Annotated in this window: 8 protein-coding genes and 1 pseudogene; 1 reads left to right on the forward strand and 8 read right to left on the reverse strand. The window is 59.9% G+C overall.

What is annotated here, in order from left to right; genetic code table 11:
- Positions 1-896: 896 nt before the first annotated feature.
- Positions 897-2,042 carry a glycosyltransferase family 87 protein gene (locus ACLHHB_RS05155; protein WP_410217217.1) on the forward strand — a complete coding sequence of 382 codons (1,146 nt, stop codon included), beginning with the start codon at positions 897-899 and terminating at the stop codon, positions 2,040-2,042.
- On the opposite strand, the gene ACLHHB_RS05160 is transcribed toward ACLHHB_RS05155, so the two are convergent.
- The 8 genes and pseudogenes from ACLHHB_RS05160 to ACLHHB_RS05195 all read right to left on the reverse strand — a co-directional run.
- Positions 1,958-3,595 carry a hypothetical protein gene (locus tag ACLHHB_RS05160; protein WP_410217218.1) on the reverse strand — a complete coding sequence of 546 codons (1,638 nt, stop codon included), beginning with the start codon at positions 3,593-3,595 and terminating at the stop codon, positions 1,958-1,960. The two genes, ACLHHB_RS05155 and ACLHHB_RS05160, sit on opposite strands and share 85 nt — an antisense overlap.
- Positions 3,592-4,845 carry a hypothetical protein gene (locus tag ACLHHB_RS05165; protein WP_410217219.1) on the reverse strand — a complete coding sequence of 418 codons (1,254 nt, stop codon included), beginning with the start codon at positions 4,843-4,845 and terminating at the stop codon, positions 3,592-3,594. Before ACLHHB_RS05165 ends, ACLHHB_RS05160 begins: the two co-directional genes overlap by 4 nt.
- A gap of 254 nt (positions 4,846-5,099) precedes the next feature.
- Entirely contained in the window at positions 5,100-6,662 is a 1,563-nt protein-coding gene (locus ACLHHB_RS05170; protein ID WP_410217220.1) for a hypothetical protein, read from the reverse strand.
- 1 nt (position 6,663) lies between these two features.
- Positions 6,664-7,413 carry an SDR family oxidoreductase gene (locus ACLHHB_RS05175; RefSeq protein WP_410217221.1) on the reverse strand — a complete coding sequence of 250 codons (750 nt, stop codon included), beginning with the start codon at positions 7,411-7,413 and terminating at the stop codon, positions 6,664-6,666.
- Complete coding sequence (locus ACLHHB_RS05180) at positions 7,410-8,693, reverse strand: FAD-binding protein (protein ID WP_410217222.1); 1,284 nt, start codon at positions 8,691-8,693, stop codon at positions 7,410-7,412. Before ACLHHB_RS05180 ends, ACLHHB_RS05175 begins: the two co-directional genes overlap by 4 nt.
- 47 nt (positions 8,694-8,740) lie before the next feature.
- Entirely contained in the window at positions 8,741-9,139 is a 399-nt protein-coding gene (locus ACLHHB_RS05185; protein ID WP_410217223.1) for a GtrA family protein, read from the reverse strand.
- Positions 9,140-9,201: 62 nt separating this feature from the next.
- Positions 9,202-10,755 (reverse strand): UbiA family prenyltransferase, encoded by a 1,554-nt coding sequence (locus tag ACLHHB_RS05190; RefSeq protein ID WP_410217224.1) that lies wholly within the window; start codon positions 10,753-10,755, stop codon positions 9,202-9,204.
- Between the two features lie 393 nt (positions 10,756-11,148).
- Positions 11,149-12,305: pseudogene (locus ACLHHB_RS05195) on the reverse strand (IS256 family transposase); the annotation flags it as partial.
- Positions 12,306-12,793: the final 488 nt, after the last annotated feature.

The following is a 12,793-nucleotide window of genomic DNA, read 5'->3' on the forward strand; positions in this document are numbered from 1 at the left end:
AAGTGCGAGGCACACGCCAGGCCAGCTTGACCTGATGCCCACAAAACAGACAGCAGCTCATGGGTTGTTCGGCCAACTGAGGCCAATGCCGGATCAATCGCTGCGAGGCGCTGAGTGGCATTGTCGACGTTGAGTGTTTTGCGCTGAGATGGCAGGACGCTTTGCAGGCTCATGACCCTCAGCCCGCCGTTGCTGCAGGTGCCCCCTAATGAGAAGAAGCAAGGCAGATAATCTTGGGAGCGCGTATCATGGGGCACTTCTATTGATCCGCGCACCGTCGTTGAAGCCCGATCACGCCATTTCGCGCCTGTGGGCAAAAGAACGTAGCCCTCTCCTCTAAAAGCGCTGATCGAGCGGAAAGGGATGCAATCCGTTTGCCCCAGTGTTCAGCATGTGTTTACGAGGAGGCCACGCCTTGCAAGGCTGAGGAAAGCTTGGCTTCAGGAGGCGCTTCTCGTCAAAGACAAGCGGAATGCTGGCCAGCCGCCAAAACCATTGTCTTGCATCCACTACATGCTGCAATCAGCCGCTTTTGGGACTGACGCCGGTTTCTGACTGTCGCACAAAAGGAGTGTCCTGCGACAGGCAGTGCAACAGGATTGATATCCGCTCGGCAGGCTCAAGGGTTGGAACCGAACCGCCCGATCCGGCTGATGAACAGGCATCTGCTGTCGCCAGCCCTGCTGGTCTCATGAAGCGGAACTGGTGGTTGATGGATCGGCGTCGGAATCTGCCTTTCACCGAGCAACGGTGCTGGACATCCTGCCATTACCAACTGAACATCGCTACCGACATGTTCTTTTCTTCTAAGGTTCGTGCAATTTTTTCTGAGGCGACGGGATACAGGATGACTGAAGGCAGGACCGCAAGCGTGAAGATTATTCGCAGAGGCAAGCATGCCTGATCAAAGCCTGGCTCGATCCCTGCGACACAGCGTCATTGTTCTGCTTGCCGTGATTTCGGTCTTCGCCATCTTCATGGAATACGGACGCGTGTTCTCGCCGCACGGCCTGTGGGATTTCGGTGCCTTTGTGGCGTCTGGGCGAGCGGCGGCAGAAGGATTGGACCCTTACGGGATCTATCCGTTGACGCCGCATGTGGTGCTGCCAGGATTTGAGTCATGGAACCCCAACCTGAACCCGCCGATCTCGGCGCTGCTGTTTCAAATGTTCGATCTGGCCGAGCCTGCGGTTTCTCTGCGGATCTGGCTCTGGTTCTCGATCGCCTGTTACGCGGGAACCGTGCTCTTGCTGGTGCGCCGTTACGGTCGCGGCGTTGAAGGTCCGTTCGTTGCCGTCTGGGCCTTTGGGCTGGCGGGCTTTTGGGACACGTTGTTTCTCGGGCAGATCTACCTGCCGCTGCTTTTGATGGCGGTAGGCGCCTGGCTGCTGCTGGAGCGGGGCGAGCTCGTGTGGTCAGGCATTCTCATTGGCCTCGTGGTCGCGATGAAGCCGAATTTCCTTGTCTGGCCCGTGCTGTTGTTCCTGTCGGGTCATCGCCAACCGGCCTTGATCTGCGTTGCAACAGCCGTGGCAATCAGCCTGATCCCCCTCGTGTTCATGGGGCCTGAGGTTTATCAGCAATGGTTCAGCCTCGTCGCGTCGGATGGGGACCGCGCATTCTTCCTGACCAACGCCTCGCTTTCTGGCCTTGCCGCCCGTGCAGGATTTCCCGACGTTGGAACGCCACTAGGAGCAGCGCTCCTGCTGGGGCTGGCAGCCTGGGCGTTCCGTCAGCGCCCGGGCATCATCGCGGCCAGCGGCCCCGCACTGGTCGCCTCGGTCTTGGCCTCGCCGCTTGGATGGATTCATTACACACTTTTTCTTCTGCCGGTGCTGCTGCACCATTGGGACCGCCGGGGGATGTGGATCGTGGCGGGACTTCTTGTCGTGCCTGTTCCTTTTGTCATCGATCAGTTTTCACGCGCGCAATGGGTGCAGCTGACGCTTGGTTCGGTCTATGGCTGGGCAGTCGTGCTGTGCATGATCGTGGTCATGTTGCCCGAGCGGGACAAGCCGCGCGCAGTTGTTTTCGCGGCATAGATGCGCCAGAAATCGGTTTCCGCGACAAGCCTGTACCGTTCCGATAGTGCAGTGCCGTAGACTTGGAGAAGGCCGTTTGTCGTCCATCGCTCGATCGGTGCTTTCGGCTCCATCACGATCTGCGCGTCGGCAAAGAAATCGTCCGGGGGCAGGTGGTGGACGGCGTCGATCGTGCGCCCCCAATGGTGCCACGTGCTGTCGCCGCGTGACGGGACAAGCCCCAACCCGGCAGCAAACGGACCGACAAAATCCAGCACAAGCACCCGCTCCGGATCGTCAAGCCGCGCAAGGGCTGCGGCGCCATCACGCAAGCTGTCGTCATAGCGTTGAAATCCCGGATAATGTCCGTCGGCCCAAAGCCGGACAAGCCTGATCCCCGAATGGTTCGGCAGTGAAAGTTCCACCCCCTGACGCAGGAGGCCGAGGCCGCTGTGCAACCCGAGAGCGATCCCGAAGTGCAGGATTGCCGGAAGGATGTAAGCCAGCAGCAGAAGGGGCAAACCCGGTCGTGCGGCCGGAGGGGCGCGCAGGCTCGCTTCTGCCGCGACGGCGGCGCCCGCGCCCAAGGTGAGAATGCCGAAGATCTGAAAGTTCTGCTCGATCAGCAGGATGCCGGTGAGGAGGCAGCAGATGAGGAAGACAAGGTCGCGGACGTTGGGCCGTTTCAACAGAAGCAATCCGGCAAACAACGTGTATATGGCAATCTCCGGCAGATTGCGCTGCACCTCGAGCACCAGGATGCGAAAGCTGGGCAGATCGCCACTGACCTCGCTGGCCATCTTCAGATCCGCAAGGTGGCTTGCGGTGCCGCCCCAGGCAAGCTCGATCATCAAGCCCGCGCCTGCCACAAGAGCCAGCGCTGCTGCAGCCCACCGCCACTGGCGACGATCGGTCAGCATGAAGATCACGAAGGCCACCGCGACCAAGCCATAGCTGATCTTGAGGTAAAGCATCACGAGCATCAGCACAGCGGCGCAGGCTGCATCCGCGGCCCCTTGCGTGCGACCGAGCCGGGTCGGCGGCAGATACATGACCAGCAATAGCCCTAGCGCCCCCCACCCCATACGGTTGTAAAACATCCCGAAAGAAGGTTCGCGCACCCCTTCACCAGGGTTCAGCGGCGCCGCCACGATCAGAACAAGATAAAGGGCAAGGGGAATGCCAAGTGCAGGTCGCATGCGTGACGGAACGACATGCGCCGCCACCAGCGCGATGCCAAGCGTCACGAACGCCATCCCAATGGGCATTGCAGCACCCAGGGTGCCACCTATCCCATAGCCAAGGGCAGGGATGTAGTAGACAAGCGGGCCAAGAGATGAATGAAAGTCGACATTCGGCACTTGGCCCATCCAGATGCGGTAGGCGCCATCAAGAAAAATGAACAGGTCGTTGACATATTTGTTCGTCACCGTCTGACCCGGCACGGCCAGCACCAACGCCATTACCACACCCGTTGCGATGATGATCCTGCTCTGCTTGAAGGCGGCCCGCGATTGTCGTGCCGGGTCTGCAGGGGGAAGCACGACATCGGCATCGGCATCGGCTGCCGTCATTCCGTGGCCTCGCGGCGCTTGTGGATCGTCCATTCCGTCGTCTCGTGGAGGGGTGCAAAGTGCTGGTCGATGAAGGGTCCATAGATCCCGCGGAGCTGAACGCTGTTGATCCCGATCTTGGGCTCCATGATGATGTTCACGTCGCCAAAAAGCCGAGCAGGCGGCAGGTGGTGATCGGCGCTGACGTTCCGGTTCCAGTGCAGCCAAGCATTGTCGCCTTTCGGCGGCCTAAGGCCCAAGCCCGCCGAGAACGGGTTCACGAAATCGAGCGTGGCGACAGGGCCGATCCCTTGCCCCAGGTCCTGCAGCAGGGCGCCACCGCTTTCGAAGCTGCCGACATAGCGTTGTGAAAAGCCATGATCGCCTCGCGACCACAACTTGGCATAACGAAAACCGCCAAGGTTCGGCAGGCCCACCGGCGTGCCAGCGTTCATTGTGGCGAGAACGCTGTGTAGGACCAGCGACGTCGCATGGTACAGGGTGGGCGGTAACGTCAGCGCCAGAACCAGCAGCGGCATTCCCGCCGCCATGGGGCCTGGATGGTCGATGACCCGCTGTGCTGCCACCACCGATCCGGCATAGATCGTGATGATCCCCCAGTTATGGGCGTTCTGGTTCACGATCAGCAGGCCCGCCAGCGCACAGGCAACGTAGAAGACAAGGTCCCAGATCGACCATTTCTGCCACAGCGCCATCCCCGCGATCAGGGCGAAAACCGCCAGATCAGCGAAATTGCGAAACATGGCATGGACCAGCCCGCCAATGCCGCGTCCGCCGCTGATTCGTGCCGTTTCCATCAGGTCAGCGATATGCCCGGCCGTACCGCGCCAGAAGGTTTCAACCAGAACCGCCGCGGCGACAACCAGAAGCAGTGACAGCGAGGCGAGGCGCCTTTGCCCCGGAATGATCATCAGGAAAACCAAGAAGGCAACAGCCACCGCTCCGTAGGTCACCTTGCTGTAAAGCTGAAGCAGGGACAGAGCCGTGGCACATAGCACGTCCCGTGCCTCTTGTGATGGCCGCGCGGACAAGGGCGGCAGGTACATGACCAGAAGAAGACCAAGTGCCGCCCATCCGATACGATTGTAGAACATGGCAAAGGACAGTGCGCTGATTTTGTCGCCGAGGTTCATCGGCACGGCAAGCAGCAGAACAAGAAATGCGGCAAACGGTACCGCCAGAACCGGCCGCAGCCGCGAGCCGAGGACATGGATTGCAACAACCGCGAAGCCGATGATCAGAAGCGCCATACCGACTGGCATGGCCGCCCCCAAGCTTCCGGTGATCCAATATCCGAAAGCGGGGATCAGATAGACCAAGGGCCCAAGGGCCGTATGGAAATCCCGGTTCGGTACCTGTCCCCAATGAAGGCGGTATGCGCCATCAAGAAAGATCAGGACATCATTCGTGAAGGCGCTGGTGATCGTTCGTCCGGGAGCCGCCAGCAGGACTGCACAGACCAGCCCCAGCAGCGCTATCGGAAGGGTCGGGGACGCATGACGCCTCATGGTGCGGCGGTGCGGCGGAAAACGCGCCAATGTTCTGTTTCGGAAACAGGGCTGTAATGTTGCTGGAGGAATGGGAGGTAAAGCTCGCCCACCGGGCCCACACTGGAAGCGGCCTTGCGCAAAACCACGACATCGGCGTGGGACAGGATCTGATCGGGTATTGGATGATGTGCCGGCCCGATAGTGTTCAGCCAGCGCATGGCAGGCATCATGCCGAACGCTGGCGGCAGGTTCATCGCAATCGAGAAGGGGTCGGCAACACCCAGCACCGCGAGGCTTTCTGGTTTCGGTTCAAGGCGTGCAAGTGCGGCAATACCCTCGTCGATCGTGCCAAGATAGGCGTTCCCTCCGCCAAAGTCGCCGCCCGTCCAGAGGTCAGCAAGTCTCACGTTTTCCATTTGCGCGGCCAGGATTGGTCTGCCATTACCGGTCACCGCGGCGGAGACATGCAGGCCAAGCGCAACAGCATTGTGAAGAAGGGTCGGCAGCACCATGGCGAGAAAGAACAGCCGCGCCCCGGAACCGTTTGCCCACAGACCCGGCGCAGAGACGTCATCCTGGCGCAGGACCCGTTCTGCCGCCACGACGGCGGCGGCGTGCAATGTCAGGATGCCCCAGCGCTGTTCGTTGTGATTGATCAGCCAAAAGCCACCAACGGCGCAAAGCACAAAGAACAGTGCGTACCTGAAATTCGGTTTCCGCCACAGTGACAGGCCTGCAATCAGGGCCAACAGAACATAATCGGTAAAATTGGCAAGAATATGGTCGACGATGTCGCCCCAGCTTCCACGCAGGACGCCCCCGGCCCCGAAGGCCATCGAGGTGGCCTGCAGATAACCGGTGCTGCCGCCCCAGGTCAGTTCCATGGCGATGACGGAAAGGCCGAGGCCCAGAAGGGCCAGTGCCGACCAGACCCGTTGCCGCGCATCGGTCAGCATGAAGATCAGGAATGCGACCGCCAGCAGCCCGTAGGTAAGGCGGATATAGATTGCCACAAAGGCCAGCAGTGCCGCTGCTGCCGCATCGCGGGATATCGGGCAGGTCAGCCGCGGCGGCAGAACCATGACAAACAGCAGTGCAAGGGCGACCCAGGCGATGCGGTTGTGAAACTGGCCGAAGGACAGGCTGTTCATCGGCTCGCCCAAGTTCATCGGCGCAGCCAGCACGAGGATCAGGAAGGCGCCCATCAGCAGGGCCAGGACAGGATGCAGCCGCGATGTCAGAACATGAGCCATGACCGGCGCGAACAGCAACAGGACAAGAGCGATTGCAAGCGGCAGCGCCGCCCCCCAGCCGCCCATCCATTGACCAATGGCGGGCAGGTAATAGGCCAAAGGTCCCAAGGATGTGACGAAGTCCTGGCCCGGAACCTGCCCCCAGAGGACGCGGTTCACGCCGTCGAAGATATAGAACAGTTCTTCCAGTGAGCGGGTCGCGATCGTCCGGCCCGGCAGCGCCAGAAGCAGCGCCGCGACAATCGCCATGCCGAGGATGCGCAGGGCAGGATGAGCAATCACCCGGTGCGGTGTTTCAGTTCCGTCGGCCACCGATCGCGCCATGTCAGAGCTTGAGCTTCTTGAAGATGGGCTCGGGGATGGCACCGATGACTGACATCACGCCGCGCCAGACCCTGCGGACATAGATCACGTCGCGGCCCCGCTTACCTTCGGCGGCGGCAAGAATTGCTGCGCCGACTTCTGCGGGTTCGGCTGTCAGCAGCGGCGGAAGCTTCATGCCAGCCGTCATCCGCGTTCTGACAAAGCCCGGCTTGACCGTGATGACGCGCAGGCCCCTTGGCGCAAGCCGGTTTCGCAACCCTGACAGGAACGCGGTAAAGCCGGCCTTTGCGGCGCCATAAACATAGTTCGTGCCGCGTCCGCGATCCCCTGCCACCGAGCTGACGCCCACGATGGTACCTGAACCGCGTGTCAGGAAACGGTTGGCGAAAAGGCCCAGCAGCAGCGCCGGACCTTCGAAATTCGTGCGAACCACCATTGCCGCATGGTCGAGATCCGCTTGGGCCCGCTCTTGGTCTCCCATTTCGCCGACGACGCAGATAACTGTGTCGGGCAGGGCGGGCAGGCTGTCCACGAAATGGGGCATCGCCTCGCTCTGGAGGACATCAAGCGGATAAACGCCGACGGCTGCTCCAGTCCGGGTCGCGATGTCATCGGCGTTGCGCTGCGCAGACTCGACATTCCGGGCGGCCAGAAAGACCCCCCACCCCGCCTTCGCATAAACCAGCGCTGTCGCGTGCCCAATATCCGAGGTCGCGCCGACTAGAAGCATCGTCTTGTGATTGTCTGTCATATGCCAAGCCTGCTTGAGAGATGGGACGCCAGATGGCCCTTGGCGCCGATGGCTTCCCGGATGTTGTTGAACTGGCCGAGGTTGGGGTAGCCGGCCTCGAAAGTATGGGGGGACTGCCTGGCGTCCTTGGCCAGATACAGCCGGCCACCGCCTGCGACGACGATCCTGTCGATCTCGTCCAGAAGAGCAAAGGTGTCATCCGTCACCCGCAGGTCAAGCGCGAGCGTGTAGCCTGGCATGGGAAAGGACATGAGGCTTCCCGCCGCGCCCATCTTCTTGAGGACGGCCAGGAACGAGGCCTTGCCCGAGCGGGTGATCCGTTCAAGGATCTCGGACAGGACAGCATGCGCATGCACGAGCGGCACCACGCACTGATGCTGGAGAAATCCTCTCCGGCCATAGATCCTGTTCCACCGGTTCACCCCGTCGAGAGGGAAGAAGTAAGGGTTCCAGTGCACAAGGAAGGAGTCGCCGCTTTTCTTGGCACCTTGACGAAAATAGACCTTGTTGAACGCGGCCACCGAAGCCTTGTTCAATGTCCAAGCCGGCAGGTCGACCGGAACGCCCAAGCGTCCGGCCGGGGTCTGTGGCAGCCGGTCCGCGTCGGGCTGGGTGCGTGCGACGTCATCCTGGCTGGCATGTTCCCCTGCAAAGATCAGCGAGCGACCCATCGCGGCCCCCCGCGACAGGCAGTCGATCCATGCAACGGAATAGGTTGCAGCGTCACTCTCATCGAGCGCCCTCAGCGCTCCGGCCAGATCATCGGCAACGATGGTTTGTTGTCGAATCCAGCCGGTTTCGATGGGCTTCATTCGGAATGTTGCATCGGCGATCACGCCCGTCAGCCCCATGCCGCCGATCGTCGCGCGGAAGATATCGACATTTTCATCCGGTCCGCATGTGACGGTCTCTCCCGAAGGAAGAACCAGTGTCAGGCGCTCAACGTGATCCCCGAAGCTGCCATTGCAATGGTGGTTCTTCCCGTGCACGTCCGACGCGATCATCCCGCCCACCGTGACTAGCTTGGTGCCGGGTACAACGGGTGGAAAAAAGCCACGCGGGATGAACGCCGCTAGGATGTCGGAAAGAAGAACCCCTGCCTCGACCGTCAGCCGACCGTTCTGCGGATCAAACGCCTTCATCCGGTTCAGGCCCAACACGCCAAGTGTCCGCCGGGTCCCGATGGCCGCGTCGCCATAGGCCCGCCCATTCCCACGCGCCACAAGCCCGTGATACTGCGGCATGAACCTTGGCAGGGCATCAGTGTCCCGAAGCGCCATGAACTCGCTCTCAAAACGCGGATACCGTCCCCACCCTTCCAACAGCATCAGGCGGCTGCCGTCGTGAAGACGAAACGGCGGTCAAGCGCGAATTTTACCATGTATCCCAAAGCCAGACCGATTGCCCCGCCCGCATACTTGGCAAGATCCGTTTGCCAGATCATCCAGAATGTCACCTCGAAGGTCCAGAACACGATTGTCGTCAGCACGCTGAAGGCGGCATAAAGTGTGACCTTGCGCGCCTCGCCTGCATGCGTGGTGTAGCCGTCGTAAAAAATCCAGCGCTTATCGAGGACGTACTTGACCGCAAAGCCCGCCGCGGTTCCCGCAAGTATGGAAACCGCGAGCGGCGCAACCGGCGCTGCGCCGATGACGAGTTCCTGGATGCCGAAGTTCACCAATGTCGAGACAATTGCGAAAAAGACATATCGGAACGCAATGGTCATGTTTTACCGCTTTCCATGCTTGGAATTGCAGCCTGATCGGCCGTCAACGCAGCTCTCATTAATCAGGTTCCTGCAAACATGATCACACCCACAAGCGCCACGCAGATCATGCTTACGCGGTCCTTCACCGCGAACGCTACAGGGTCGTCGTTCATGACCCTGCGATGCGCAAGCATCAGCATCCGCGCGATCCAGTATGTCAGGACAGGGGCCCCCAGCCACAGAACCTGCGGGATGGCGTAAAGGGCCTGCACGCTCTCGCTCGACACATAGAGGATGAAGACGGTCACCGCGTTAAAGCCCGACGCCGCAGCAAGCGCCAGCACCAGATCAGCGTCCGTGTTGCGATAACCCCGGCTCTTGCTGTCGGGCAATTCGGCGTCAAGGCGTGCTGCCAGTTCCACAAAGCGCTTGATCAGCGCCAGCGACAGGAAGAGTGCCACCGAAAAGGCCAACAGCCATGCGGAGACGCTGACGCCAATCACCACCGCTCCACCGATGACCCGCACCGTGTAGAGACCTGCCAGCGTCAGCACATCAAGCAACGCCTTGCGCTTCAACCAGAAGGAATAAGCCGTCGTCAGGATATAGTACCCGACCAGAACTCCCAGGAAGGGCAATGATATGGCTGCGGCAAGCAACATCGAGGCGCCCAGCAACAGGGGTATCACCACAAGCGCCTGCGAGAGCGGCACGCTCCCGTTCGCCAATGGACGGTTGCACTTGGAGCGGTGTTTCCGATCATCCTGCAGATCGACAAGGTCATTCAGGATATAAACGCTTGATGCACAGAGAGAAAATGAGACGAAGGCAAGAAGGACGTGAAGAACGGCCAAGGGCGCAAAAATATGTGCAGTGACAAGGGGGAGGAAAAGCAGCGCGTTCTTGGGATACTGGTGGACACGGGCAAGCTTGGCCCAGGTGCGCAGGCTTGGCTTCTCCCACTGGAGCACGTCCACGTCGCCATGCGTGCTCTTCAGCTTGCGGGTCACGACGTCGGAAGTCCTGATTGCAATGGCCTTCCCGGCTTTTTCCCATACCGGCAAGTCGGCCGAGTCATTGCCGATGTAATCGAAACCGCCTTCACCGAATGCCGAGGTCAGCTTCTGCGCCTTTACCCTTCCGCCGCAATTGGTCTCGGCGTCCGAGGCAAAATAGCCGGAAAAGAGTCCAAGATGATCGGCAATGGCCTTGACCAGCCGCTCGTGGCTGGCCGAGGCAAGATAAACATCGCGTCCTTCCGCGCGCGCTGCCCGAATATAATCCAGCACCCTTTCATCATATGGCAGGGTTGAGGGATCAAAGTCCGCGGGTTTTGAAAGCCGATGCTTGAGCGCGGCCTTGCCCTGAGTAAGCGCGTGAAACATATCAATCAATGAATGGGGACGCCGCCCCAGTTCGGAGAATGCGGTTTCGATCAGAAGATCGGAACGGATCAAAGTACCGTCCAGATCAACCGCAAGTGGCTTTCCTGCCGCAGGGCCACCGACCCGTTCGATGCGCGCTCGTGCATGGCAGCCCGCCTCGTTCGAATAGTGGAGGCAGTCATGATTGCCGCGCCGGACCCTGAAATGAACCGGAAACGCAGTAATGGTTTCGTGCTGGATATCTGTCACTTGCGCCTCATTCGCCTTTGTCCAGCCGCGACGCCTCCAAGGTGCCGGGCAACGCCATTGCTCGCGAGCAAGCGGTCTCGCGACACCAATAAATCTGACACGGAAAGCCCGAGGGCCGTGGCCGTGTTGGCAGGCTTCGTCTAAATCTGTGTTGGAAGCCTTGATCATCATGCAGTCGGGCTTAAGAAGTTTTGTTTCGGCAGTTTGTTCCAGAGCGGCGAGAGAACTGCGCAGGTCATGGGCTGATAGTTGCCGTCTTAGGAGCACTGGGCCCCAACGCACCCATTTCCAAAGCACAAAAAGTGAGCCTTGCGGTCATCTAAGAACGAGATTGTTGTCCAGCAGGCACTTCACGGTTCCTAAACCAGATTGGCACCGGAAAGCGGTTCGCCTGTCCAGCTTTCGCCATTTTGCCTGCGCAGACATCATCAGCTTGAGGGTCATGCAAGCTGGACTTGCGTCTAGGCAGCCCCTTGTCCTGCCAGTGCGAGGGCGCACGGTGGCAAAGGTGCTCTCGATCAGGTTTGAGGTTCGATATGCTTCCAGTGCTCGGCGGGAAAGTCGTAGAACGCCAGCAGCACGTCTTGGTCCTTGATCAGTTTGGCGTCCACCTTGTCGTATTTCACGCCGTAGGTTTTGACGAAGAAGTTGAAGGTGGCTTCCGTGTCGGCTCTGGTTTCGGCCTGTCAGATGTCGTGCAGCTGACCCGTGGCCTTCGGTTGGACTGATTTCGACATCGCGTTGAGCACATTGCCGGTCTTGTGGAACCAACAGCGTTGCTCGCGGATGGTTTCAAACACCTCGCGCAGCGCCGTCCAGTACCCAGGTGCACCGTCACCAATGGCTACGTCCGGGTTTTGGGTAAGGCCCCGACGCTTAGATCGAGCAGCAGCTCCCGCCAGCTTTGCGTGCTCTCGCGACAACCGTCGGCAAGGCCGAGGACCTCCTTGCGACCCCATTCATCCACCCCGATCAGGACCAAGACGCATTGCTTTTCCTTCTGCCATGCGCGGCTGGAAGTAAACGCTGTCGGCCCAGACATAGACAATGCGCCGACCGCCGAGGCCGACGCTGCCAGCAATCATACCCCTCCCACCATTCGGCCTTGAGCTGCAAGATTGTGCTCGAGGACAGCCGTGCGGGATTTAGGCGCCGAAGAGATGCAAGCGCCTGCTGGAAGTCGCCGCTGGAAACGCCTTTGGCAACAGAGCCAAGGCACGATCTCCTCGACCGACGTATCCTTGGGCAAATAGGGCGGCAGGATTAATGAGGTGAAGCGGACTTCTCTGACCCGTTTCCGCAATCTCGCACCCGGGGCACCTTCACCGACACCGGTCCAAGTCCCGTCATCACCTCGCGTGCCGGCAGATGGCATTCGCCAGTAGACTAAAACCCGTGGCGTCACTGGCTCATCGAACAGGCCGCGCCTGGCCGTCTTCCCTTGTCTCTCCAGCATGATCGGACAGGAGCGTGGCTAGCTCCGCCTCCACCGCCTGCTTTACCAGACGACGTGCCCCTGAGCGCAGGATCTCCGTCAGCGGATTTGGCAAAAATCCTCATGAATCATGCAATGGCGTGATGGTAGCTTCGTCATGTGGCATAACCCTTTCTCCGCATAGCAGTGAGGTGCGTGAGCAACACCATGATATATCGTCTTGCAGTGCTATCACTACCTTTCAGCTATATCTTCCATCCGGTATCATAGTCTCAATCTGTCGTCGGTCACTTTGTCTGTGGCAGGCTGCCCAAAAAATCGCTCATACCTGTGCAATCGTTGACCTGACATTCAAGCATGTGAATGAATGGGGCAATGATCCATTCAAGCATGTGAATGAATGGGGCAATGATCAGCATCTGTGACGGCATGGCGTGCCATTTTCTTTCTGTGGCCCTTGGAGCGACCGAATGGACAGACACTCTGGTCGCCTGACCCAATCATCATCCAAATGAAGATGCTAGGCCGTGTTGGCAAAAGGGATTCACCGGGCGAGCTGATCGTGATGCAAGCTGTTATCTGCGATGGAGGTCGGCTTGGCAC

The organism is Paracoccus sp. (in: a-proteobacteria), from assembly GCF_046462195.1.
Classification (GTDB): domain Bacteria; phylum Pseudomonadota; class Alphaproteobacteria; order Rhodobacterales; family Rhodobacteraceae; genus Paracoccus.